The organism is Nocardia sp. NPDC019395 (assembly GCF_040632335.1).
GTDB lineage: Bacteria > Actinomycetota > Actinomycetes > Mycobacteriales > Mycobacteriaceae > Nocardia.
In genome coordinates this window covers 206895-230835 of sequence record NZ_JBEYBT010000003.1, presented here as the reverse complement: position 1 = coordinate 230835, position 23941 = coordinate 206895, and the positions used below count along the sequence as shown (strand labels likewise).

Sequence of the window (23941 nt, the reverse complement as noted above, 5' to 3'; positions counted from 1 at the left end):
CTGCCCGTGGCGACGGCCCGCCGGGCCACAGCCGGCGATCGCGTACCCGTGTCGAACTGTTCGTCGGTAAGGGCGGTGTCGGTAAGACGACGCTGGCCTGTGCGCAGGCCATGGGGTATGCGCGGGAGGGGCAGCGGGTCCTGGTGGCTTCCCTGGACCAGGCGCATTCCCTCGGGGACGCACTGGGCTTCCGGTTCGCGCACGATGCCGGCGCGGTTCCCGGGATCATCCGGGTGGTCCCCGGCCTCGAAGTGATCGAACTCGATTCGCTCGCGCTGCTCGAGGAGCGTTTCCGGGACGTCGCCGATGTGCTGGCGGCGGATCCGGGCCACGACCACGGGTTCGATCTGGGTGCCCTGGACCCGGCCGAACTCACCGGTCTGCCCGGGGTGCAGGAGCTGCTGCTGCTGGTGGAGATCGCCCAGTACGCGGACGACGACGAGTGGGATGTGATCGTCCTGGACTGCCCGCCCACCGCCGATATGCTGCGCATCGTCACCGCCCCCGAAACCCTGCTCGGCTATCTGGACCGGATCTGGCCACCGCACCAGCGGATGATGAGCGCGGTCGGCACCGACCTGCGGCGCGCGGTCCTGGCGGCGACGACGCAACGGATCGTCGCCGCCGTCACCGAAGTCCGCGACCTGCTCGCCGACCGGGACCGCACCAGCGCCCGGTTGATCACGCTGGCCGAACGGGTGGCGGTCGCGGAATCCGCGCGAGTGCGGTCGGCGACGGCATTGCTCGGACTCCGCTTGCAGGCGGTCGTGGTGAACAAGGTGCTGCCTGCGGTACCGCCGCCGGGTCCGGAGCCGCAGCATCCCGCGGTGCGCTGGTATATGCACCGCTACGCCGAACAACTGGATGTGATCGGCGGCCTGCGCCGGTCGATGCCGGAGATCCCGATTCTGGTCGCGGCCCATACCGGCGCCGAACCGGTGGGCATCGCCCCGCTCGCGGGACTGTCGTGTGTCGTCGCGGCCGAGGGTGCGGTGTCCGAGAGCGGCACCGGCGGCGACGATTCCGTTCGATATGACAGCGGCCCCGGTATGCGCGACGATGCGGATTCGGCGGACCCGGTTCCCGCCGCCGCGGTGCCCGCCGTCCGATTGGAATCGGGCGCGGGGTTGCATTCGGTTTACGCGCTGCGTATCCAGCTTCCGGTGGCGGATCCGGCCACGCTGCGCCTGGGACGAGTGGAGGACGATTTGATCGTGGGAGCCGACGGCGTCCGCCGGCGATTACGCCTGGCGCCGGTACTACGGCGCTGCACCGTCAGCACCGCCGAACTCGACAACGGATACCTCGTCATCCGTTTCCGCCCCGACCCGCAGGAGTGGCCGAAATGACCGGGACCGACTATCGGCAGCCGGAGGGCATCGCCGAATTCGCCGACGAACTCCGCCTGCTCGCCGAAGCCGTGCTCGAACGAGTCGAGCCGGTGCTGCGCGACGCCGCTGCGGACGGCAAACCCGAGTGGAACAACTGCACCTGGTGCCCGCTGTGCGCCGCGGCCGCTTTGGTCCGCGGGGAACAGCACGAGGTCCTGGCGACTATCGCGGCACACGGTACAGCGATCGTGACCGTCCTACGGGAAGCTCTCGCCGGGGCACCGGTCGATCCGGTGACGTCGCATGATCACGGCACGGGAACCGCTGCCGCCGAAGATAATTCGCCCGGCCGGCCGACCGGACCGGCCGCGACCGACACCGCAGGCACCGATACCGGCGAACCGGGCGGCGAATCCGGCGCGGCGGCGGGCACCGGCACCGGTGACGCGGAACCGGCCGGCCCGGGCAGGCCGAGTTCCCGACGCGCCGCGCCGGGTAGATCCCGATACGTCGGCATACCCGTCAATATCAAGCCATGACCACCTCCTCCGGTTCGCGCACACCACTCACCGTCGGTGTCGATATCGGGGGTACGAATATCCGGGCCTCCGTGGTCGACGGAACCGGCGAAGTACTCGATACGGTGCAGTGCCCGACTCCGCATTCGGCCCCGGCCCTGGAAGCCGCGCTCGACCGCGCCGTCCGCGATCTCGGTGACCGGCACCGCATCGACGCTGTCGGCCTGGCCGCCGCCGGCTTCATCTCGGCGGACCGCAGCACGGTGCATTTCGCCCCGCATCTGCCCTGGCGGGACGCACCGGTCGCGAAACGCCTGACCGATCGCCTCGGCCTGCCCGTCCTGCTCGAACACGATGCCAACGCGGCGATGTGGGCCGAATACCGATTCGGTGCCGCCGCCGGCGGCCACAATGTGGTCCTGGTGGCCATCGGCACCGGAATCGGCGCGGCACTACTGATCGACGGCGCACTGTACCGCGGAACGCACGGTGTCGCACCGGAACTCGGGCATCTGCAGGTCGTCCCCCAGGGCCGCGACTGCGGCTGCGGTAAACGGGGGTGCTGGGAACGCTACTGCAGCGGAACGGCTTTGGCCGAGACCGCGATCGAACTACTGGCCACCGATTCCACGCCGTCGATGCTGGCGAAGGAGGTCGTCGCCGATCCGGGCGCGCTCACCGGCCGCCGGGTCGCCAATGCCGCCCATGACGGTGATCCGCTGGCACTGCGGGTGATGGCCGAGTTCGCCCGCTGGCTCGGGCTGGGCCTCGCGTTCGTGGGCGATATCTTCGACCCGGACCTGGTGGTGATCGCCGGCGGGGTGAGCAGTTCGGCACCGCTGTTCCTGGATGAGGCCCGCGAGGAATACGCCGCCGCGATAACGGGTCACGGGTACCGTCCCCTGGCCCGGATCCGGACGACCCAGCTGGGTGAGGCCGCAGGGATGATCGGTGCCGCCGAGCTCGCCCGCACTTCCCTGATCGCCGGGCGCTGAGTGGACCATCCGTGAAGGGGCAGGCCGTAATTTTGGAGCCGCTCCGCGGCTCGAGGTGGGGCCCTATTAACCCGGTTCTTCACTCCCGGCGCTCAGTCGCTGCGCTCCTTCGCTCTGGTCGCTCCAGAACCGGGCGGGCCCCACCCGGAAATGCTGACCCCCTGCGAAATGGTGTGGGAAGTCTGCGCTCAGTCGGTGCAGGCCCGGCGGACACAGCCTCCCCCGGCCGGAACGAACGGGCCGAACGCGAGCAGCGACCGACCGACCGACGAGTTAAAGACCCACGAATGAGCCCGGCTCCCACTCTTCGAGTTTGGTCAACCTTCGCGGGCGGGGCCCGCCCCGCTTCTGCAGCGACAGAGCGAGGGAGCGCAGCGACCGAGCGGCGGAGTGAAGAAGCGGGGTTAATAGGGCCCCGCCCTCGAGCCGCGGAGCGCCTCCAATAACACAGCCCGCCCCTTCACAGTTGGTCTACCTCCCGCTCCTCCGCGGCTGGTCTACCTCCCGGCCCTCCGCGAAATGGTGTGGGGAGTCTCCGCTCAGTCGGGGCAGAACCTGCGGACACAGCCGCCCCTGCCGGAACGAACGCGAGCAGCGACCGACCGGCGAAGAGTAAAGAACCGCAGATGAGCCCGGCTCCCCATTCTGCAAGGTTGGTCCGCCTTTGCGGGCGGGGCCCGCCCCGCTTCTGCAGCGACAGAGCGAGGGAGCGCAGCGACCGAGCGTCGGAGTGAAGAAGCGGGGTTAATAGGGCCCCGCCCTCGAGCCGCGGAGCGGCTCCAATAACACAGACATAATTAACACGGCTGGGCTTGGATGGCGTCTGTGACCGGCGGTAGAGTCGGGACCCGAGGCTCTTCATACTGCGATCCCGGTTCCCGGAGTAAGGACGTCATGTTCTACTGGCTGCTCAAGTTCGTGCTGCTGGGTCCGTTCATCCATCTCTACAACAGGCCCGAGGTGGAGGGCGTCGAGAATATCCCGGCCGACGGCGCGGCCATCATGGCGGGAAATCATCTTTCCTTCGCGGATTGGCTTTTCGCTCCGCTGTCGAGCCCCCGCCGGATCAACTATCTGGCCAAGGCCGAGTACTTCCACAGCCCCGGTCTCAAGGGGCGGTTCCAGAAATTCTTCTTCAGCGCCTCCGGCCAGTATCCGATCGATCGCAGCGGGGCCGACGCCGCCGAGGATGCGCTCATCGCGGCCCGTACCCTGCTGGACGAGGGTCGGCTGGTGGGTTTGTACCCGGAGGGCACCCGGTCCCCCGACGGCCGGCTGTACAAGGGCAAGACCGGTATGGCCCGGCTCGCGCTGGAAACCGGGGTTCCGGTGATCCCGGTCGCGGTGATCGGTACCAACGAGGTGAGTCCGCCCGGACCGTTCCGGTGGCGGCGCCGCAAGGTCACCGTGAAGTTCGGCAAGCCGATCGATTTCTCCCGGTACGAGGGTATGGGCGGTAATCGGTTCGTCGAACGCGCGGTCACCGACGAGGTCATGTACGAGCTGATGCGGATGTCCGGCCAGGAGTATGTCGACGTGTACGCGGCCAGTCTCAAAAAGGATGTTCCGTCCGGCCCGGCGTCACATACACCGCGGATTCCGGAGACCGCCGCGAGCTGAGCTCGGGCGTAGCATGATCACGTGACTGTTCGCGCGAAGGTTTGCGGGATCCGGTCCAGGGCCGACCTGGAAACGGCGGTCGGCGCCGGTGCGGACGCCGTCGGATTCATTTCCGGAACAACTCACACCAGCGAAGATGCGCTGACCCCCGAGGTCGCGGCGGAACTGTGCGCCGCCACTCCTTCCCTGGTCAACCGGGTCTTGGTGACCCATCTCGTGGACGCTCACGCCATTCTCGATCTCGCCGACCGGATCGGTGCCGATACCATCCAGGTCCACGGCCTCGTCGATCGTGACACGTTGCGGGCGGTCCACGACGGCGCGCACGGCCGCACCATTGTGCGAGCAGTTCACGTCACCGGTCTCGACGCGGTCGCCCGGGCCACGGATATCGCCGCGGACTGCGATGCCGTACTCCTCGATTCCCGTACCGCCGACCGGCTCGGCGGCACCGGTCGCACGCACGACTGGGCGGTCAGTGCCCTGATCGTCGGCGAACTCGCCCGCCTGGGCCGGCCGGTGATCCTGGCGGGCGGACTGACCGCGGACAACGTCGACGAGGCGATCGACGCTGTGCACCCGTTCGGCGTGGATGTGAACAGCGGTGTCGAAACCGAAACCGGGGACAAGGACTTCTCGGCGTGTGCCGCGTTCGTCAAGACTGCGCACGAGCGCGAGCCGGGCTACCCAGTTCCAGTCCGACGGCCCCGAGCACGAGGACTCCTGCCATCAGGGTCGCCACGGTGATTTCGGAGCCCACCACCATGGCTCCGGCCACCGTCGCGATCACCGCCTCGTTGAGCCCGACAAGTCCCGCGGTCACCTCGTCGAGATGTCGTAGCGCCAGCCAATAGCAGGCAAAACCCGGGCCGAGCAGCAGTGCCCCGATCGCGGCGAGCACCGCCGATTGCCCGGCTGTCGGCCCCTGTCCGATGAGCACCGCCAACCCGAACAGCGGCGTACCCAGTATCGCCGCTGTGAGCAGCTGCAGCCCTGCCGCCGACCCGCTGGGCCGGCCCGCGGATTCCCGGACCACCAGCGTGATCAACCGCGCCACACATGCCGCGCTCAGCAGCGCGAGCGCGCAACCGGCCAATGCGGGACCGAGCGCCGTATCGGCCGGTCGGTGCCCGGCGACCAGCCAGATCGCCGCGCCGATCGCGACCAGTTCCGCCGCGACCGTCACGGTGACCGCCCGCCGGCCGCGCACGATCCGCACCACGATCAGCAGTACGGGTGCCGTGAGGTGCAATGCGACCACCACCGGCAGTGGTCCGATATGCAGGGCGGCGACGTACGACACCAGATTCAGCACCTCGAGTACGCCGAGCCGCAGGAAGAGCCCCGGCGCACTCCGGAAATCTCGCCACGGAGCGGTCCCGCGGACCACCGCGAAGCCCAGTAACACCACCGCCCCGCCCACCGCCACCGGGACAGCCGCGGCCCCCGCGGCACCCACCCCGGCGATGCCCGCGCTGGATGCTCCCCACAGGCTGGTCGCCACGATGAGCAGGAGCAGCCCTCGCCAGGACTCCCTCACGAGAGCAGGAAGGTCACGACCGGCAGGATGACGGCGGTGTAGGCCGCGAACACAGCGGCGGCCGTCCGCCCCTTCGGCACCGACGGCAACCGGGTCGCGATCCCGGTATAGGTGCCGAGCGCGATGAAGAACGTGCCCCACACGACCAGTGAGCGGCTCGCGATCACACCTAGATCGTCGGCGAACAGTAGTGCCAGCAGCGCGATCGTCAGACCGGCGGGAGCCGCCGCGGCCAGAGTGAGCCCACCGGCGTAACTGTTCATCAACACGGTGCGCCCCCGATGGCCCACGACTTGCTGCGCGTCCCTCGGATGAGCACCCTGCTCACGGCAGATGATGTCGAAAACCACCCCCGGATTGACGCGCTCGTTCACCAGCCGGCGCACCGCGAGCATCGCCTCCAGACCCTGCACTGTCGCGAACGAGGTGATGAAACCACCGGCGGAAGTCCGGAACCCGCCACGCACGGCCGAGGCCTCCTGCGTCTCCTGCAGCTCGAGCAGTTCCACCAGACCGCGGCGCACTCCGGGGTCGAAAACGGCACGTTCCTCGGCCGTCACCACAGCACCGACGGCCAGGTGCAGGCCCAGATGGCGCCAAGTGGCCGCCATCAACCCGTCCCGGAACGACTCCTCCTCGGCCCCGGCCGTACCGTTTCGCAAGGCGTACAGCATTCGCTCCACCGTCAGCGTCCGGGCTTTGTCTACTCGTTTCCCTCCTACAGCCGCGATTTCCGGCCGGGACAGCAGCAGCGCGATATGCGCACACGCGTAGACCGGCTGTGCACGGGGATCGTCGTCGAGCATCATCGAGACCACCAGGGAAGTGCCCTGCACCAGCGCCTCGGCCGCCGACTCGTCGGTACCGGCCAGACCGGCGAGCGCGTGCAGGGCGGCCGTGGTGGCCGTGAGCGAGATGGGGCCGACCGACTCGGACAACCGCCATCCGCGACTGTCCGCATCCCGCGTGGCATACAGCTCCCGCAGGCACTGCACCACCACGGGATCGGTAGGCGGCACCCCGAGACAGCCCAGCGCCCGCAACCGCCAGGACAAGTCGATAGGCGACCGGAACACCCACTCACCGCTGTCGGTGTCGACGACATCGCGCCGCACCAGGGTGCGCACCTCGGGCAGCCGCGGAACCGGCCGGCCGGCCGAGGTCAGCGCGACCACGACCTCCGCGGTGTTCTGCGGATTCGGTAGAACATCGGACAACCACCCCCAGCCGGCGCCGCCGTTACGCACGCTGGCCTGACTGCGATGCAGCCATTCGACAGCCCAATCGATCCGCTGCTCGATATCGGACATGCGACCTCCTCCCGCACCGCCGAGGCCGGATTCCCCAGGCGCCCAGGACCGCTGACCACGCTACCGGTACGCTCCGACACGAAACGGGGGATTCGCCGCTGAGCGGCTGATCCGATCACCCCACGGCGATGGACGGATTCGCGGAGGGGCGCAGGGAGAGGGTTCGGATGTTCAAGACGCTGCTGGGCGCGCTCGGCAAGAATTCGGCCGAGGTGGAGACCGAGCTCTTCACACCGGGAGTACAGCCCGGACAGCCGGTCCAAGGGGTGATCCGGATTCGCTGTAAGGAGCGCCCTGTCCACATCAACGGGGTTGCCGTCGAGCTGATCACCCGGGCCGAACGCGAATACGACGACCGGGAGCACCTGGTCGATATGGCGTTCGCGCGGCAGCCGGTGTTCGGGCCGTTCGAACTACTCCCCGGCCACCCGCTCGAAGGCCGGTTCGAGTTGCTGACACCGTGGGAAACGCCGATCACTTTCTACAACGGGCGGCATCTGCACGGCACCGCGGTGGCGGTGCGCACCCGAGTCGATGTGGACGGTGGATTCGACGCCGCGGATACCGATCCCATCGGCGTGGGTGCCCTGCCCGCGCAGCATGTCGTGCTCGCAGCGGTCGAAGCATGGGGTTTCGGGCTGCGGCACGCCGATGTGGAGGCGGGCCGGGTGGACCGGATCCCGCATCAGCTCCCGTTCTTCCAGGAGATCGAATTCGGTCCTTCGCCCGGCTTTCCGGGACTGAACCAGCTCGAGGTGACCTTCCTGGCCGATGCACACGGTATGACTGTGGTGATGGAGGCCGATAAACGCGCTCTCCTGTTCTCCCCGGGGCGCGATGTACATGACGCCCTCCGCGTGGATTTCGCGACTTTCGAACAGGTGAACTGGGTGGATGTGATCGGGCAACGGTTGCGTCTGCTGTAGTCGTGGCGCCGCTTCGGCGTCGCCGGGGGCGGGGCAACCGTGCTCTCGGCGTTGACGATCTGACGTGCTCTCGGCATAGACCATCTGACGCGCTCGGCGTAGACCAATCTGGCCCTGCTTCCAGATGAACCATCCGTGAAGGGGCGGGCTGTAATTTTGGAGCCGCTCCGCGGCTCGAGGGTGGGGCCCTATTAACCCGGTTCTTCACTTCCGGCGCTCAGTCGCTGCGCTCCTTCGCTCTGGTCGCTCCAGAACCGGGCGGGCCCCACCCGGGAAGGCTGACAAACCGGGGAACGTGTGGGTTATGGGGTGGTGCGGGTCATGGTTCGCGGGTGGAGGGGGACGGATCCGTGATTCGATATCGCCGTCGCCGCCGGGCTGTGGTTAGCTCGTGCCATGAGCACGCCGCCCATTGTTTCTCCCGCCGAGTACCTGCCTCGCGACACGGCGGATGTCGTTCGCACCGTGCGGAATTCCAGAGACCAGTCCAGGCCGCTCACCGTCCACGGGGGCGATCCCGCCACCGACGGCCTCAGCCTGCCCGATCAGCAGACGGTGGTCTCGCTGCGCCGCATGAACGCGATCGTCGATCTCAACCTGGGCCGCCGGACCGTCCGGGTCCAGGCGGGCGCCCGGCTGTCCGATATCGATCGGCGGCTGAGCGCGCACGGGCTGGGACTACCGGTGGTCGGCGACCACCGGGATATCACCGCCGGCGGTTTCGCCTCGGTGGGCGGGGTGAGTACCGCCTCGCACCGGTACGGGATGTTCATCGATCAGATCGCAGACCTCGAATACGTCGACACCGACGGCCGGATCGGCACCTGCGGCCGCACCCACCACACCGAACGCTTCCACCGCATCATGGGTGCGGGCGGCCGGGCCGGCATCATCACCGCGCTCACGCTGGAGGCCGTCGAGGTCGACAAGGACAACACCTGGCTGTCCACCGATTCGCACCGGTTCCTCGATTTCGACAGTTTCGTGGACTACGCCTACAACGAGGTCGGCAAACCCCGCGACGCGGTACTGCAGGTGGGCCGCTGGGTCGATACCGCACCGCTCAAAGTGTCCCGACCGGCCGGCACCGGGCAGGTCCAACTGGGCACGGTCCGTTTCGGCCAGTGGTCCAGCCTCTACCCCACCGCGCCGACCCGCTCGCTGCGCGCCCGCCGCGAGGTCGGCAGCCGGGCCCGGAGATCGCTCGGTGCCATCGCCTCGGCCAGCAGCGGCAAAGCCGGTATGCCGGTCCGGAACGCGGCGGCCGGCGCGGTGATGTTCACCCCGAAGGTACTCACACTGCGCGACGCGGAGTTCCTCGCGGATACGGTGATCAGCTCCTCGGAACGCGGCCCCGCCTACCGGGTCGGCGTATTCGCACCGCTGTCCAACTACACCTCGGTCTTCTACCGCCTCTACGATCTGTTCAACGGGCACCGGGAACGCACCGGCTGCTTCACGGTGATCTCGGCGATGACCTACGGCGTGCGCTCGGCCTATCTGCGTGCCGAATCCACGGCCAACAGTCTCCCGGAGACCGACCACGGCCTGATCACCTTCACCTGCCGCCTCCGCCCCTATGCGCTTCCCTCCGAACAACTCCGCGATATCGTCACCGGCATCGACGAGATCTGCCAGTCGGAACACAGCATCCGCTACGAATCCTTCGACTGAATGGCGTAGACCAGTCTCTACACGAGAAACCCCGCCATCCGGGAGGACGGCGGGGTTTCTGCTGAGGCGCACGGGAACGGGCAGGTGAACTACCGACCTTGCGCCGACGAAGACGGCGCCGAAACTCAGTGCTTCTCGGGACCGAGGTAGTACTCGAAGACCAGACCGCCCGCAGCGGTGAGAATCAGGATGACACCCAGCCCGAGCAACCAGGGCTCGAAGAAAGCGAAGCCCAGCGCGGTAACCGAGGCCGCGCCCGCGAGCAGGATCGGCCAGGGGCTGCCCGGGGAGAAGAACCCGAGGTCGCCCGCGCCGTCGACGATCTCCGCGTCTTCGAAGTCCTCGGGCCGCAGGTCGAGGCGGCGGGCCACGAAACGGAAATACGTGCCGATGATCAGGGACAGGCCCGCGGTGAGGACGATCGCCGTGGTGCCGGCCCATTCGATACCGGTGCGTGATTGCGCGGTGAAGAAGCCGTAGATGATGCCCACGATGATGAAGAACACCGTGAGCAGTTCGAACAGTCGTGCTTCGATCCTCATCGGAGATCAGTCCTCACTTGCTCTCGGTGGCATCGGTTTTGAGGGTGCGATCGGTGTTGAACGGCTGCGTCGAGGTGGCCACCGGCGATTCGCCGATGGATTCCAGCGCCGCGGCGTTGGTCATACCGGATTCCCGGGCCTTGACGTAGTTCTGGAACTTCTCCGGCGTCACCGCACGGACCTCGAAGTTCATCATCGAGTGGAAGGTGCCGCACATTTCCGCGCAGCGGCCCACGAACGCGCCCTCACGCTCGATCTCGCTGATCTGGAAGACGTTATCGGAGTTGTTCTCCTTCGGGTTCGGCATCACGTCCCGTTTGAACAGGAACTCCGGAACCCAGAACGCGTGGATGACATCCGCGGCGGCCAGCTGGAACTCGATCCGCTTGCCGGTGGGCAGAACCAGGATGGGCACCTCGGTGCTCGAACCGACCGTTTCGATCTTGTCGTAGTGCAGGTACGAGAGAATATCGTTCTCCGGGCGGCCGTGGATCGGGCCCGGCTGCTCGTGGCCGTGGTCGTTCTTGCGCTCGGCGTACTCCTGCAGCTGTTCCTGGTTCAGGCCTTCACGCGCGGTGTCGATGCCGTTGTAGGTGAAGCCGTTCTTCAGGTCCACATTGCGGTAACCGAACTTCCAGTTCCACTGGAACGCGGTGACGTCGACGACCACGTCCGGGTTGTCGACCTTCTCGTGCACGTAGTTCTGCACGACCACGGTGAAGTAGAACAGCACCGCGATGATGACGAACGGGATCGCCGTGTAGGTCAGCTCGAGCGGCACGTTGTAGCCGGTCTGCCGCGGGAACTCCGGGGAGTTCTTCTTCTTGCGGTGGAAGATGACGGTCCAGAAGGTGAGACCCCAGACCAGCACACCCATGATGAGGGCGGCGACGACCGACCACGTCCACAGTTCCCGCATCCGGTGCGCCTGCGGGGTAACACCCGAGGGCCAGCCGAACCGCAACCACACATTGTCGATCGAGCAGCCGGAGACGAGGATCGCAGTGATCCCGAGGGAAACCGCCAGTCCGGCCCGCCGCAGCACACTACCCCGCCGCCGGGCAGGCCGTGCCCCGATCTCGTCGCTCGCCTTGTGCGCCACGCTCACGCCTTCCTGGTCGCCACACATACCGACATCGCATCCACGGCGGCGAGGACCCGCCTCCGGTGATACAGAAAAACAGCTCCTCGGCCGTTCGGGCGGCTCCGCGCACCACGCGGCACCACCCGGAACAGTCCGAGTACTACGCAGCGTAGACCAAACATGCGCCCGGTACGCCGTCGGGTCGGCTTCGACACTCCGCGCGACAGCGTAGCCGCAGAACGGAGGTGTATCGCACGTGGAAACCGGGGGTGCGGCATACTCGGACACTAGATTTCGCCCGCCGCGCCCGCCTTCCCTCGGCGCGGATCCCCGACCAGAGGAAACGAGGTCAGCGACGCAGTGTGTGGACTGCTCGGATTTCTGACGTCCGATAGTGCGGCGCCGGAGACAGTGGAACGGGTGTACGACGCCCTTCACTGTGTACGGCACCGCGGCCCGGACGAGCGCGGCACCTGGCACGACGATCGGTTGATCTTCGGCTTCAACCGGCTCTCGATCATCGATATCGAACATTCGCATCAGCCGCTGCGCTGGGGACCGGCCGATGATCCGGAGCGTTACGCCCTCACCTTCAACGGCGAGATCTACAACTATCTGGAGTTGCGGGAGGAACTGGCCCGCGACCACGCCGCCGAGTTCGGTGATCGGCCCATGTTCGCCACCGAGGGCGACGGCGAGGCCATCGTGGCGGCCTTCCACTATTGGGGCGCCGACGCCGTACGGCGGCTGCGCGGCATGTTCGCTTTCGCGATCTGGGATACCCGCGGCGAGGAATTGTTTCTCGCCCGCGACCCGTTCGGTATCAAACCGCTGTTCCTGGCCACCGGCCCCGGAGGCACGGCGTTCGGTAGCGAGAAGAAAAGCCTGCTGGAGCTGCTGCCCGATCTCGGCCTGGACGAATCCCTCGAGCATCGCGCGCTAGAGCACTACACCGTGCTGCAGTACGTCCCCGAGCCGGAGACCTTGCACGCCGGTATCCGCCGGCTGGAATCGGGCAGTTACGCGGTCGTGCGGCCGGGTGAGCGCCCGGTGACGACCCGCTACTTCGTACCGAAGTTCGATGTCCGCCCGTTCGCCGCGGGGAGCGAGGCGGCCCGGTACCGGGAGATCGCCGAGGCCCTCGAGGACTCCGTCGCCAAACATATGCGCGCCGATGTCACCGTCGGGTCGTTCCTGTCCGGCGGTATCGATTCCACCGCCATCGCGGCGCTCGCCATGCGGCACAACCCGAAGCTCATCACGTTCACCACCGGTTTCGAACGTGAGGGCTATTCCGAGGTGGATGTGGCGGCCGAGAGTGCCGCGGCGATCGGGGCCCGGCATATCGTCAAGGTCGTCTCCCCCGCCGAGTTCGCCGCCGCCATCCCGGAGATCGTCTGGTATCTCGACGACCCGGTGGCCGATCCGGCGCTGGTGCCGCTGTACTTCGTGGCCAAGGAGGCCCGTAAGCACGTCAAGGTCGTTCTCTCCGGGGAGGGCGCCGACGAGCTGTTCGGCGGCTACACGATCTACCGGGAGCCGCTGTCACTGGCGGCGTTCGACAAACTGCCGGGTGGGCTGCGCCGCCTGGCCGGCAAGGTGTCGGATCTGATCCCGGAGGGCACGCGCGGCAAAAGCCTGCTGCATCGCGGGTCGCTCACCTTGGAACAGCGCTATTACGGCAACGCGCGGAGTTTCAGCGACGCCCAGCTGCGGTCGGTACTACGGGAGTTCCGCCCGGAATGGACCCACCAGGACGTGACCGCCCCGATCTACCGGCAATCGGCCGGATGGGATCCGGTGACGCGGATGCAGCATCTGGACCTGTTCACCTGGTTGCGCGGCGATATCCTCGTCAAGGCCGACAAGATGACCATGGCCAATTCGTTGGAGCTGCGGGTGCCGTTCCTGGACACCGAGGTGTTCCGGGTGGCCGAACAGATCCCGCTGGAACAGAAGATCACCAAGGAGACGACCAAGTACGCGCTACGGCAGGCGCTCGAGGGCATCGTCCCCGGGCATGTTCTGCACCGCGCGAAACTCGGCTTCCCGGTCCCGCTGCGGCACTGGCTGCGGGGTACCGAACTCTACGACTGGGCCCGGCAGCAGATCATCGAATCGCAGACCGATCACCTGCTCGACAAGGCCGCTGTCACCGCGATGCTCGACGCGCACCGCGCCGGGGAGTCCGATCACAGCCGCCGGCTGTGGACGCTGCTGGTGTTCATGGTCTGGCACGGGATCTTCGTCGAGGACCGGATCAAACCGGAGATCGCCGAACCCACCTACCCGGTGCAGGTCTAGGGAAGCGGCGGCCCGGATAAGGCGAATGCCCCGCTCGTCGGACGAGCGGGGCATTCTTCATGCTGCCGGGTACCGGGGTTCGCTCAGCGCAGCAGGGGCTCGATCTCCGCGGCCGCGTCGGCTCCGTAGGCCTCACCGAGCCGCTTCAGCGCGGCATCGATATCCAGGCTCCACTCCTGGGTGCCCATCGTTTCCAGGACCAGGACCGCGATCAGCGAACCCAGCTCCGCGGACCGCTGCAGGCTCAGGCCCGCGGTATGGCCCGTGAGGAAGCCTGCGCGGAAGGCGTCACCGACGCCGGTGGGGTCGACCTTGGCGTTCTCCGGTACCGCGCCGACCCTCACCTCGGTGCCGTCGGTATCGACCACCAGCACACCGTCTTTGCCTAGGGTCGTCACCCGGATACCGACTCGCGCGGCGATCTCGTCTTCGGTGAGGCCGGTCTTCTGCTTCAGCAGACCCCACTCGTACTCGTTGGTGAACAGATAGGTGGAACCCTCGATGAGCTGCACCGCCTGATCGCCGTCCAACCGGGCGAGCTGCTGGGAGGGATCGGCGGCGAAGGGAACATGTAGTTCACGGCATTCGGCGGTATGCCGCAGCATCGCCTCGGGATCGTTGGCGCCGATCAGGACGAGGTCGAGGCTGCGCTGTTCGGCGAGGGCGGTGAGCGAGATATCGCCGGCCTCGCTCATCGCGCCGGGATAGAACGAGGCGATCTGCGCCATATCCTCGTCGGTGGTGCAGACGAACCGCGCGGTATGCGCCGTCTCGGAGACCCGGACCGCGGAACAATCCACGCCGTTTCTCTCCAGCCACTGCCGGTATTCGTCGAAATCGCGCCCCACCGAACCGATCAGCAGCGGAGAGCGGCCCAGCAGGCCCATGGCGTAGGCGATATTGCCGCCCACCCCGCCGCGGCGGATCACCAGATCGTCGACGAGGAAGCTCAGCGAGACATGCTCGAGCTGGTCGGGCAGCAGTGCGTCGGCGAAGCGGCCGGGGAAACGCATGAGGTGGTCCGTCGCAACGGACGCGGATACAGCTATGGACACGTAACTGGGCCCCTTCGGAAATAAGCGCGAACTAGAGGTAAACGGGGGCTTGCCCCGCCATCACCGTATCAATTCACCCGTACTACGACTACGTGTAGTAAAAGGTGACTGTGTTTTTGGCGCCGCCTCCGGCGTCGCGGGGTCGGAGCCCTATTAACCCCGCGTCTTCACTCCGCCGCTCAGTCGCTGCGCTCCTTCACTCTGTCGCTGCAGACGCGGGGCGGGCCCCGACCAACGGAGTAGACCATCCGGATGTGCAGAACGTGGGAAGGGTCGTAGCGGACAGGTGGTCCGAAGCCCCCGAGGTATCGGCCGCAGCATGGGTTCAGCCCGCGAGACAGTGGCGGCGAGGCCGCAAGCTGTCGCGGGCTGAACGTAGTGGCGCAGGGGTTCCGAAAACCCGCGGCGCCGCGGATATCAGTTGAAGGAGTCGCCGCAGGCGCAGGAGCCGGTGGCGTTCGGGTTGTCGATGGTGAAACCCTGCTTCTCGATCGTGTCGACGAAATCGATCGCGGCACCCTGTACGTAGGGGGCGCTCATCCGGTCGACGGTCAGGGTGACGCCGCCGAAATCTACGGTGAGGTCGCCGTCGAGGGTGCGGTCGTCGAAGAAGAGCTGGTAGCGGAGACCGGCACAGCCGCCCGGCTGCACCGCGATCCGCAGCGCGAGGTCGTCGCGGCCTTCCTGATCGAGCAGCGCCTTGGCCTTACCCGCGGCCGCGTCGGTCAGCTTGACGCCGTGGGTTTCGGTGGCGGTCTCGTTCTGCACAGTCATGAACTCTCCTATGGACAGCGTGGTCGGTCCGTGAACAGCGCACGGTTCAGGGTTCAACACCCTCGGACGGGCTGCTATTCCCCCATCTTGCCATCTCCGGCGCCGCCCGCCACAGCACCTGTCCCCCTTCGCGGCACGAACCCGTCGACACAGCGGGTGAGAACCGCCACGGCCCGGCTGGGCGGTGATCGGCCCCACCTGGCAACCGCCCGGCTTCCGAGCCGGTCAGCCGACCGATTAGCCTGGTCACCGTGAAGTTGTTTCGACGCGGTGAGTCCAGCGGTACCGACGTGCCCGCCGACAGCTCTCGGGCCGCGACCGCCACTGCGAATTCCACCGATGCCGACACGGCAGCGGCGAAAGCCGCCCCCACCGCGGGTAAGGGCCGGCCGACGCCGAGCCGGCGCGAGGCCGAGGGCCGCCGTCGCGGCCCGGTCGCTCCACCGCCCATGACCTCCAAGGAAGCGCGGGCCCGCCGCAAGGAGACCCGTGGCTCCAAGGAGGACCGCAAGGCGGCTTCCGCGGAACGCCGCGCCGCCGCGCAGGACCGCCGCGCCCGCATGCTCGCCGGTGAGGACAAATATCTGCTCCCGCGTGACCAGGGCCCCCTGCGGGCCTATGTCCGCGATATCGTCGACGCCCGCCGCAATCTGGTCGGCTTGTTCATGCCGATGGCACTGCTGCTGATCCTGTCCATGTTCGCGGCACCGGCGTGGCAGTCGATCATCACCCTGGCGATGCTGGTCATGATGGTGTTCATGATCGCCGAGGGTTTCCTGCTCGGCCGCATCGTCAACCGGCGGGTGCGCGAGCGCTTCCCCAAGGAGACCGATACCGGATACCGGCTGGGCTGGTACGCCTTCGTCCGCGCCTCCCAGTTGCGCAAGATGCGCGCGCCGAAACCGCGTGTCGGCCCCGGCGACGCGATCTGATCCACGGGTGTCACACCCCGATCCCGTACCGAGCGGGCCCGATCCGTCCGGTAACCGGCTGCGAACCCTGGTTCTCGGAGGTGCGCGGTCGGGGAAATCGGCCTTCGCCGAGTCCTTGGCCGGTAATGGGCCGGTCCGCTATCTCGCCACCGCTGTCCCCGATCCCGCGGATACCGATTTCGCCGCCCGGATCGCCGCGCATCGCGCCCGCCGCCCTGCCGATTGGACCGTCGTCGACGGTGCCGATCCGGCGACGGTGCTCCACGATGACCACCCCGGCGCGACCCTCGTCGACGATATGGGCACCTGGCTCACCGCCCGCCTCGACGCCCGCGGCGCCTGGGAGGAGCCGCGCGGCACGATCACACCGGATGTCGACGCGCTGATCTCCGCCGTAGCGCAGTACCCGGGCCGGCTGGTGCTGGTCACCCCGGAGGTGGGGCTCGGCGTGATCCCGGCGACCCGCTCCGGGCGGCTCTTCCGGGACGAGATCGGCACCCTCAACCAGCGGCTCGCCCAGGTCTGCGACAAGGTCTATTTCGTCGTGGCCGGCCTGCCGATGCTTCTGAAATAGGCCGCTCGGCCTCGAACTGAGGACAGTCGTGCCCTCGGTAACCAGGACCCGTACCCAACTCAGCATGCCGCGGAGCTGAATCGCCGGGGCGGAGCCAGGTAACCGGATTCGCGGCGGAGCAATCCGAGTGCGCGGATGCCGGAGCCCCTGGCAACTGCACACGGGTGAGCCTGCCCCGCCTGCCCGCTGCGGACGGTGTGTCTTCGCCGATGTCGGACGCTCATGCTTCGATCGGCACCGTGGAGACCATGCCGCGCGCCGACGTCTGGGCCGCAATTCACCGGGAGCGGGCCGCACTGGCCGATGAACTCGCCGGCCTCACCCCGGACCAGTGGTCCACTCCCTCACTGTGCGGACAGTGGACGGTCGAGGAGGTCGTCGCGCATCTCACCGCGGCGGCGAGTATCGGCCCGGTGCGGTGGATCCGCAGTATGCTCGGCGCTCGTTTCGACGCCGACCTGCACAATCAGCGCAGGATGCTGGAACATCGCGGCGCCGATCCCGCCGAGACGCTGGCTCGTTTCCGGGCGGTGATCACGAGTACGACGGCTCCTTCCGGGCACACCCCGGCCTGGCTGGGTGAGGTCGTGGTGCACGGTCAGGACATCCGCCGCCCACTCGGGCTGGCCGCGACCCCGGCCCCCACGGCGGTGAACGAGGTCGCGCGGTTCTTCGCCGCGCGCGATTTCACCGTTTCCGGACGCACGATCCGCGAAGGACTGCACCTCGTCGCGACCGACGGGCCGTTCGATATCGGCGCCGGACCGGAGGTCCGGGGCACCACGCTGGCGCTGGTGATGGCGTTGGCGGGCCGCGACGACTACTGCGCCGAACTGACCGGCGAAGGCGCGGCCACGCTGCGGTCCAGGGCGGCCGGGTGACCTTTTCGGTCTTTCGGCGCGCACGGTAGCCGGACCTCGAGTACACCGACGGGCGGGCGCCTCGCACTGTCCCGGAACGGTCCGGGCAATATTGTCGGAGAGTCGGCAGCCGGGACCGGGGACGGGTCGCCGGGCCGTGCGGCGCTCTACATCTACCCGATCGGAAGGCTCCAACAGTGACAGAGGGATTCGCACCCGTTACTCCGCCGGATGCCGGCGCCCGCGCGGCGGCCGAGCAGCGGCAGGCGTCGCTGACCAAACCGCAGGGGTCGCTGGGGCGGCTGGAGGAGCTGGGCAACTGGGTGGCGGCGTGCCAGGGGGTATGCCCGCCCGCGCAGTTCCAGCGGGCGCGGGTGGTGGTGTTCGCCGGCGACCACGGGGTGGCCGAACACGGAGTCTCGGCGTATCCGAGCGAGGTCACCGCGCAGATGGTCGCCAATTTCCGGGGCGGTGGGGCGGCCGTCAACGCGCTGGCCCGTGTCGCCGATGCCACGGTGCGAATCGTGGATATCGCGGTGGCCGCCGATACCGATCCTGCCGTGAGCGCGCACAAGGTCCGCCGGTCCAGCGGCCCGATCGACCGCGCGGACGCATTGAGCGCCGGCGAAGCGGCCGCCGCGCTCGCCGCCGGCCGGGCGATCGCCGACGAGGAGATCGACGCGGGCGCCGATCTGCTCATCGCCGGCGATATGGGTATCGGCAACACCACCCCGGCGACCGTGCTGATCGCCACCCTCACCGCGACCGAACCGGTCCGCGCGGTGGGCCGCGGCACGGGCGTCGACGATAACGGCTGGATGCGTAAGGTCGCCGCGATCCGGGACGCCATGTGGCGCGCCCGGCCGGTGGCCCGTGACGGTATCGAATTGCTGCGGGTGGCCGGTGGCGCCGATATCGCGGCGATGACCGGTTTTCTGGCGCAGGCCGCGGCCCGGCGCACGCCGGTGTTGCTCGACGGGTTGATCGTGACGGCCGCGGCGCTGGTCGCGGAGGATCTGGCGGCCGGCGCCTCGGCCTGGTGGGTGGCGGCCCACCGCTCCACCGAACCCGCCCACACCGCGGCGCTGAGCAAGCTGAAACTCGAACCGATACTGGGCTTGGAGATGCGGCTCGGGGAAGGTTCGGGTGCGCTGACGGCACTGCCCGTATTGCGTTCCGCCGTGGCCGTGCTCGCCGAGATGGCGACCTTCGCCGACGCCGGTGTCAGCACGGCCGCCGCCCCTTCCGTCGATCTGCAGAAGTGACCGCACCGCATCCCGGGCCGGCACCGTGCTGACCCTCCGTCTCACCTTCTCCTGGCTCACCGTGTTACCGGTGCGCGGTCCGGCCGAGGTCGACCGCCGCGCGGCGGCGCGGGCGATCGCACTGGCACCGGTCGCCGGAATCGCCCTCGGGATCGCGGCGGCGGCGGTGCTGTGGCTGCTCGCGCCGGCGGGCGCCGCGGCCGGATTCGTCGCGGTCGCGGTACTGGCCCTGCTGACCCGGGGTATGCATCTGGACGGGCTGGCCGATACGTTCGACGGCCTCGGTGTCTACGGGCCGCCGGAGCGCGCCCGGGAAGTCATGAAAAGTGGCGGTGCCGGGCCGTTCGGGGTGGCGGCCATCGTGGTGGCCGCCGGTATCCAGGCCGGCGCGTTCACCGCCCTGGCCGCTTCCGGGCATTGGTTCGCGGTGGTCGTCGCGGTGGCGCTGGGCCGGGTCGCGGTCGTGGCCGTCTGCCGCCGGGGTATCGAACCCGCTCCCGATACCCGGTTCGGTGCCCTGGTCGCGGGAACGCAGTCCCGGACAGCGGTCGTGGTGTGGGGTGTGGGAGCCGCCGTGGCGGCGGTCTTCGTCGTACCCGGACTCGCCTGGGCCGGGACGCTGGTCGCGCTGCTCGCACTACTGGCCGCCGTACGGCTGGCCGATCACGGTGTCCGCCGCATCGGCGGCCTCTCCGGCGACCTGCTCGGCGCGGCCGTCGAACTCACCACCGCCCTTGCCGCCTTGGGCTTCGCGGTGGCCGCGAATTCTGTCTGAGCCACAAAGCCGGACCGTTCTGATGTCACCCCACCTCAATATTGCGAACGCAGCGTCTCACCGCCGCGGCACTGCCCATAAGGTGGGAGGCATGTCAGCCGAGCGTCTCTATTTCCGTCAACTGCTGGCCGGCCGGGATTTCGCCATCGGCGACCCGATCGCCACGCAGATGCGCAATTTCGCCTATCTGATCGGTGACCGGGACACCGGCGAATGTGTCGTCGTGGACCCGGCCTACGCCGCGGGCGATCTGGCCGGTATCGCCGAGAGTGACGGCCTGAAACTGTCCGGGGTACTGGTCACCCACCACCATCCCGACCATATCGGCGGCTCCATGATGGGTTTCACGCTGCGCGGGGTGAAGGAACTGCTCGAACAGACCACCGTCCCGGTTCATGTGAACGACGAAGAGAAGTCCTGGGTGTCGAATGTCACCGGGATCGCCCCCAGTGAGCTCACCGGGCACGGCCACGGCGACAAACTGGGTGTCGGCGCCTTCGATATCGAATTCCTGCACACCCCGGGCCACACCCCCGGCAGCCAATGCTTCCTCGTCGACGACAAACTCATCGCCGGTGACACCCTGTTCATCGATGGGTGCGGCCGGACCGATTTCCCGGGCGGGGATTCCGAGGCGATGTTCGCCAGCCTGCGGTCGCTGGCGGATATGCCGATCAACCCGGAGGTCTACCCGGGCCACTGGTACTCCGCCGACCCGCATGCGTCCCTGGACGCGATCCGCGATAACAACTACGTGCTGCGCCCGCGTTCGCTGGCCGAATGGCATGCCCTGATGCCCGGCTGATACCGCCGGTCCGGGTACCGGTATCCGCCCGGTACCCGGATATCCGCGGGGCTCAGAGCACCCGCATCCACTGGTGGACATCGGCGAAGGTGCCGCGCTGGATCCCGGTGAGGGTGTCGCGCAGGGCCATGGTCACCTCGCCGGGCTCGCCGCCGCCGATCGAGAATTCGCCGTCCGGGCCGCACACCGAACCGACCGGGGTGATGACTGCCGCGGTACCGCAGGCGAAAACCTCGGTGATCTCACCGGATTCCGCCCCCTTGCGCCAGTCCTCGACCGAGATCTTGCGCTCGGTGACCGGGTAGCCGGAATCGGCGGCCAGGGTCAGCAGCGAATCACGGGTGATACCGGGCAGCAGCGACCCGGACAGTTCCGGAGTCACCAGCCGGGCGTCGGCCCCGGAGCCGTACACGAAGAACAGGTTGTTGGTGCCCATCTCCTCGACGTAATTGCGCTCGCAGGCATCCAGCCACACCACCTGATCGCAGCCCTTGGCGGTGGCCTCGGCCTGCGCCAGCAGCGAGGCCGCGTAGTTACCGGCGACCTTCGCCTCACCGGTACCGCCCGGTGCGGCCCGCACGTATTCGGTGGACAGCCACACCCGCACCGGTTTCACACCGCGCGGGAAATAGGCGCCGGCCGGCGAGCCGAGCAGCAGGTACTTGTACGAGGAGGCCGGTTTCACACCCAGCCCCGATTCGGTGGCGAACATGAACGGCCGCAGGTACAGCGACTCCTCACCGCCGGCGGCGGGCACCCACGACGCGTCGACCTCGAGCAGCTGGCGCACCGATTCGACGAACAGTTCTTCGGGTAGTTCGGCCATCGCCATCCGGCGCGCGGAGCGGCGGAACCGGGCGGCGTTCTGATCGATCCGGAAACACGCGACCTGCCCGTCCGGCTGCCGGTATGCCTTGAGGCCCTCGAAAATGGCCTGCCCGTAGTGGAAGACCATGGTCGCCGGGTCCAGGGTCAGCGAACCGTAGGGTTCGACGACCGCGTTGGTCCAGCCGTCGGCGTCGGAGTAATCGATGGTGACCATATGGTCGGTGAAGAACCGGCCGAACCCGGGTGCCGCCAGAATCTCCTGTACCCGCTGCGCCGGGGTGGGCGCAGGATGAGGGATACGGGCGAACTGTGCAGCAGCGGTCATGACCAGCAGTCTATGTCCTGTGTCCGCGCCGAATCCGCGGTGGTCTGTTGTTGTGTGACCCACGAGTCTCTACCGGCCCGGGGCGGCCACCCGGTTCAGCTGGTATGCGGGGTGACGAACGGTGGCCGCACCACGGTGCAGCGCAGCGACCGGCCCCGGACGTCGACCTCGACCTCGCTGCCCGGTGTGAGCGCCGGGTCCAGCAGCGCCAGGGCGATCCCGATCTGCCGGGTCGGCGAGAAGGTGCCCGAGGTGGTCACCCCGACTTCGCGGCCGTCCCGGCGCACCGTCTGGTTCTCCCGCGGGATACCGCGGTCGAGCGCCTCCAGGCCCAGCAGCGTCCGGCGGGCACCGGCCGCCCGTTCGGCCGCGAGGGCGGCCTTGCCCCAGAAATCCGCCTTCGCCCAGCCGACGGCCCAGGAAGCCCGAGCCTGTACCGGCGTGATCTCGGTGGACAGTTCGTGGCCGTGCAGCGGGTAGCCCATCTCGGTGCGCAGGGTGTCGCGGGCGCCCAGTCCGGCGACCTGGCCGCCGGCCGCCCGCACCTGCTCGAGCAGCGCCCGGAACAGCGTTTCGGCCCCGGCCCAGCGCGGCAGCAGTTCGTACCCGTGTTCACCGGTGTAGCCGGTCCGGCACACCCGCACGGGCTGCCCGCGCCAATCGGCGTCGGTGAACGCCATATACGACAGATCCGTGGGCAGTCCCAGCTCCGTGAGGACCTGCTCCGATTGCGGACCCTGCACCGCGAAGACCGCGTACTCACGGTGCTCGTCCCGCACGGTGATCTGCGGCGGCGCGGCGGCCGCGAGCAGTTCCACCACCGTGGCGGTGTTCGCCGCGTTCGGTACCAGGAAGATCTCGTCGTCACGGACGAAGTAGGTGATGAGATCGTCGACCACGCCACCGTCGCCGGTGCAGCACAACGTGTACTGCGCTTTACCCGGACCGATCCGTCCCAGATCGTTGGTCAGTGCGGAGTTCACGAATTCCGCCGCCCCCGCGCCGCGTACGGTCGCCTTGCCGAGGTGACTGACATCGAACAGCCCCACCGAATCCCGTACCGCGGTGTGCTCGGCCACGGTCCCCGCGTAGGAAACCGGCATCTCCCAACCGCCGAACGGCGCGAATTTCGCACCGAGTTCGACGTGAACTCCATGGACAGGTCCCTGTTTCAGCCCGGCGTCACTCACCCGGCGAGCTTATCCCGGCCCCGCCGCGGCACGGGTGGGCCACGCGATCAGGCCTCGAACCACATGGGGATGAGTGTCGGACCGTCCTCCGGCAAGGTATGGGTCTCGCCCGTTCGCACGAATCCCTGCCGGGCGTACAGGCGCGACGACCGCTCGGTACTGGCCTCCAGATAGGCCGGCATCCCCGCGGCCGCCAGCGCCCGGGTGCGGTCGCCGAGGATCGCCGCGCCGGCACCCTGCCCTCGATACCGGGGAACGGTGACGATCAACTCCAGGTAGCGATGCGGGAACCGCCGGGGGTGTTCCCGGGCCAGTAACTCGGTGACATACGCCGAGCGCTGCAGCGGACGGATATCGGGCGCCCGCTCGGCGTGTTCACGGGCGGTGGCCGCGTCGGCGAGCAGGCGTTCGGCGGAGGTGACCGCCTGCCAGACCGAGACCGCCCAGATCGCGCCTTCGGCGCCCGCGATCCAGATCTCGTCGTCGCCGAGCCCGCGTTCGATGATCTCGGGCAGATAGATGTCGAGGAATTGATCCAGCGGATGTCCGCGCATGATCCATTCCGTCACCGCCTCGTCCGGAGTCGCCTCGCGCAGCGCCACCATCAGCGAGTCGAAATCGCCTGGTTCCGCCCGCCGCACACTCAGTTCCGCACCCACGACGCCGCCTCCTTGTGAATGGTGTTCCCGTGAGCGAACTTATGCGGCTCACCAC

Annotated in this window: 23 protein-coding genes; 14 read left to right on the top strand and 9 right to left on the bottom strand. The window is 68.2% G+C overall.

From position 1 onward, the window contains the following. Positions 1-56 precede the first annotated feature (56 nt). From ABZ827_RS12020 to ABZ827_RS12000, 5 genes are all read left to right on the top strand, one after another. Entirely contained in the window at positions 57-1349 is a 1293-nt protein-coding gene (locus tag ABZ827_RS12020; protein ID WP_357236626.1) for an ArsA family ATPase, read from the top strand. Then, positions 1346-1870, top strand: a complete 525-nt coding sequence (locus tag ABZ827_RS12015) for a hypothetical protein (protein ID WP_357236200.1) — start codon at positions 1346-1348, stop codon at positions 1868-1870. Before ABZ827_RS12020 ends, ABZ827_RS12015 begins: the two co-directional genes overlap by 4 nt. After that, the gene (locus ABZ827_RS12010) at positions 1867-2844 is read left to right on the top strand and encodes an ROK family protein (RefSeq protein ID WP_357236199.1); all 978 of its coding nucleotides are present in this window, start codon (positions 1867-1869) and stop codon (positions 2842-2844) included. Before ABZ827_RS12015 ends, ABZ827_RS12010 begins: the two co-directional genes overlap by 4 nt. Positions 2845-3738: 894 nt before the next feature. Beyond that, the gene (locus tag ABZ827_RS12005; RefSeq protein WP_357236198.1) at positions 3739-4464 is read left to right on the top strand and encodes a lysophospholipid acyltransferase family protein; all 726 of its coding nucleotides are present in this window, start codon (positions 3739-3741) and stop codon (positions 4462-4464) included. Between the two features lie 21 nt (positions 4465-4485). Beyond that, positions 4486-5211 carry a phosphoribosylanthranilate isomerase gene (locus ABZ827_RS12000; RefSeq protein WP_357236197.1) on the top strand — a complete coding sequence of 242 codons (726 nt, stop codon included), beginning with the start codon at positions 4486-4488 and terminating at the stop codon, positions 5209-5211. Here ABZ827_RS12000 and ABZ827_RS11995 read toward each other — a convergent pair. Together ABZ827_RS11995 and ABZ827_RS11990 are read right to left on the bottom strand one after the other, a co-directional pair. After that, positions 5120-6004, bottom strand: a complete 885-nt coding sequence (locus ABZ827_RS11995) for a hypothetical protein (protein ID WP_357236195.1) — start codon at positions 6002-6004, stop codon at positions 5120-5122. The two genes, ABZ827_RS12000 and ABZ827_RS11995, sit on opposite strands and share 92 nt — an antisense overlap. After that, positions 6001-7314 carry a hypothetical protein gene (locus tag ABZ827_RS11990; protein WP_357236194.1) on the bottom strand — a complete coding sequence of 438 codons (1314 nt, stop codon included), beginning with the start codon at positions 7312-7314 and terminating at the stop codon, positions 6001-6003. The genes ABZ827_RS11995 and ABZ827_RS11990 overlap by 4 nt, the downstream gene beginning before the upstream one ends. A 167-nt stretch (positions 7315-7481) precedes the next feature. Between ABZ827_RS11990 and ABZ827_RS11985 the strand changes: the two genes are divergently transcribed. Together ABZ827_RS11985 and ABZ827_RS11980 are read left to right on the top strand one after the other, a co-directional pair. Then, entirely contained in the window at positions 7482-8240 is a 759-nt protein-coding gene (locus ABZ827_RS11985) for a sporulation protein (protein ID WP_357236192.1), read from the top strand. Positions 8241-8636: 396 nt separating this feature from the next. After that, on the top strand, positions 8637-9914 hold the full coding sequence (locus ABZ827_RS11980) for an FAD-binding oxidoreductase (RefSeq protein WP_357236190.1): 1278 nt from the start codon (positions 8637-8639) through the stop codon (positions 9912-9914). A 125-nt stretch (positions 9915-10039) separates the two neighbouring features. Here ABZ827_RS11980 and ABZ827_RS11975 read toward each other — a convergent pair whose 3' ends face one another. Together ABZ827_RS11975 and ABZ827_RS11970 are read right to left on the bottom strand one after the other, a co-directional pair. Next, positions 10040-10456 (bottom strand): cytochrome c oxidase subunit 4, encoded by a 417-nt coding sequence (locus tag ABZ827_RS11975; RefSeq protein WP_357236188.1) that lies wholly within the window; start codon positions 10454-10456, stop codon positions 10040-10042. A gap of 13 nt (positions 10457-10469) precedes the next feature. Then, positions 10470-11558 carry a cytochrome c oxidase subunit II gene (locus tag ABZ827_RS11970; protein WP_357236625.1) on the bottom strand — a complete coding sequence of 363 codons (1089 nt, stop codon included), beginning with the start codon at positions 11556-11558 and terminating at the stop codon, positions 10470-10472. Between the two features lie 342 nt (positions 11559-11900). On the opposite strand from ABZ827_RS11970, the gene asnB reads away from it, so the two are divergent. Beyond that, on the top strand, positions 11901-13844 hold the full coding sequence (gene asnB / locus ABZ827_RS11965; protein ID WP_357236186.1) for an asparagine synthase (glutamine-hydrolyzing): 1944 nt from the start codon (positions 11901-11903) through the stop codon (positions 13842-13844). 83 nt (positions 13845-13927) lie between these two features. On the opposite strand, the gene ABZ827_RS11960 is transcribed toward asnB, so the two are convergent. After that, positions 13928-14899, bottom strand: coding sequence for a carbohydrate kinase family protein (locus ABZ827_RS11960; RefSeq protein ID WP_357236184.1), 972 nt, complete (start codon positions 14897-14899; stop codon positions 13928-13930). 417 nt (positions 14900-15316) lie between these two features. After that, positions 15317-15673 carry an iron-sulfur cluster assembly accessory protein gene (locus tag ABZ827_RS11955; RefSeq protein ID WP_357236182.1) on the bottom strand — a complete coding sequence of 119 codons (357 nt, stop codon included), beginning with the start codon at positions 15671-15673 and terminating at the stop codon, positions 15317-15319. A gap of 251 nt (positions 15674-15924) precedes the next feature. On the opposite strand from ABZ827_RS11955, the gene ABZ827_RS11950 reads away from it, so the two are divergent. From ABZ827_RS11950 to ABZ827_RS11925, 6 genes are all read left to right on the top strand, one after another. Then, complete coding sequence (locus ABZ827_RS11950; protein WP_357236180.1) at positions 15925-16605, top strand: DUF3043 domain-containing protein; 681 nt, start codon at positions 15925-15927, stop codon at positions 16603-16605. 7 nt (positions 16606-16612) lie between these two features. Further along, positions 16613-17179, top strand: a complete 567-nt coding sequence (gene cobU, locus ABZ827_RS11945; RefSeq protein ID WP_357236179.1) for a bifunctional adenosylcobinamide kinase/adenosylcobinamide-phosphate guanylyltransferase — start codon at positions 16613-16615, stop codon at positions 17177-17179. Positions 17180-17388: 209 nt separating this feature from the next. Further along, complete coding sequence (locus tag ABZ827_RS11940; RefSeq protein WP_357236177.1) at positions 17389-18060, top strand: maleylpyruvate isomerase family mycothiol-dependent enzyme; 672 nt, start codon at positions 17389-17391, stop codon at positions 18058-18060. A gap of 176 nt (positions 18061-18236) precedes the next feature. After that, complete coding sequence (gene cobT, locus ABZ827_RS11935) at positions 18237-19304, top strand: nicotinate-nucleotide--dimethylbenzimidazole phosphoribosyltransferase (RefSeq protein ID WP_357236175.1); 1068 nt, start codon at positions 18237-18239, stop codon at positions 19302-19304. Between the two features lie 25 nt (positions 19305-19329). Then, entirely contained in the window at positions 19330-20079 is a 750-nt protein-coding gene (locus ABZ827_RS11930; protein ID WP_357236173.1) for an adenosylcobinamide-GDP ribazoletransferase, read from the top strand. A 91-nt stretch (positions 20080-20170) separates the two neighbouring features. Beyond that, positions 20171-20884: an MBL fold metallo-hydrolase gene (locus ABZ827_RS11925; protein ID WP_357236171.1), complete on the top strand. Its 714-nt coding sequence runs from the start codon at positions 20171-20173 to the stop codon at positions 20882-20884. 52 nt (positions 20885-20936) lie between these two features. On the opposite strand, the gene ABZ827_RS11920 is transcribed toward ABZ827_RS11925, so the two are convergent. The 3 genes from ABZ827_RS11920 to ABZ827_RS11910 form a co-directional block, all read right to left on the bottom strand. Then, positions 20937-22037 (bottom strand): branched-chain amino acid aminotransferase, encoded by a 1101-nt coding sequence (locus ABZ827_RS11920; protein ID WP_357236169.1) that lies wholly within the window; start codon positions 22035-22037, stop codon positions 20937-20939. 95 nt (positions 22038-22132) lie between these two features. Then, positions 22133-23227, bottom strand: coding sequence for a glycine cleavage system aminomethyltransferase GcvT (gene gcvT, locus ABZ827_RS11915; protein WP_357236167.1), 1095 nt, complete (start codon positions 23225-23227; stop codon positions 22133-22135). A gap of 47 nt (positions 23228-23274) precedes the next feature. Beyond that, positions 23275-23886 carry a GNAT family N-acetyltransferase gene (locus ABZ827_RS11910; protein ID WP_357236165.1) on the bottom strand — a complete coding sequence of 204 codons (612 nt, stop codon included), beginning with the start codon at positions 23884-23886 and terminating at the stop codon, positions 23275-23277. Between the last annotated feature and the right edge of the window lie 55 nt (positions 23887-23941).

Bases quoted from the DNA above. Each gene is read 5' to 3' on its own strand.
- ABZ827_RS11940 (WP_357236177.1), top strand. From the start codon at position 17,389: ATGTCGGACGCTCATGCTTCGATCGGCACCGTGGAGACCATGCCGCGC.
- ABZ827_RS12005 (WP_357236198.1), top strand. From the start codon at position 3,739: ATGTTCTACTGGCTGCTCAAGTTCGTGCTGCTGGGTCCGTTCATCCAT.
- ABZ827_RS11920 (WP_357236169.1), bottom strand. From the start codon at position 22,037: ATGACCGCTGCTGCACAGTTCGCCCGTATCCCTCATCCTGCGCCCACC.
- ABZ827_RS12010 (WP_357236199.1), top strand. From the start codon at position 1,867: ATGACCACCTCCTCCGGTTCGCGCACACCACTCACCGTCGGTGTCGAT.
- ABZ827_RS12015 (WP_357236200.1), top strand. From the start codon at position 1,346: ATGACCGGGACCGACTATCGGCAGCCGGAGGGCATCGCCGAATTCGCC.
- ABZ827_RS11955 (WP_357236182.1), bottom strand. From the start codon at position 15,673: ATGACTGTGCAGAACGAGACCGCCACCGAAACCCACGGCGTCAAGCTG.
- ABZ827_RS11990 (WP_357236194.1), bottom strand. From the start codon at position 7,314: ATGTCCGATATCGAGCAGCGGATCGATTGGGCTGTCGAATGGCTGCAT.
- ABZ827_RS11925 (WP_357236171.1), top strand. From the start codon at position 20,171: ATGTCAGCCGAGCGTCTCTATTTCCGTCAACTGCTGGCCGGCCGGGAT.
- ABZ827_RS11980 (WP_357236190.1), top strand. From the start codon at position 8,637: ATGAGCACGCCGCCCATTGTTTCTCCCGCCGAGTACCTGCCTCGCGAC.
- ABZ827_RS11975 (WP_357236188.1), bottom strand. From the start codon at position 10,456: ATGAGGATCGAAGCACGACTGTTCGAACTGCTCACGGTGTTCTTCATC.
- ABZ827_RS11985 (WP_357236192.1), top strand. From the start codon at position 7,482: ATGTTCAAGACGCTGCTGGGCGCGCTCGGCAAGAATTCGGCCGAGGTG.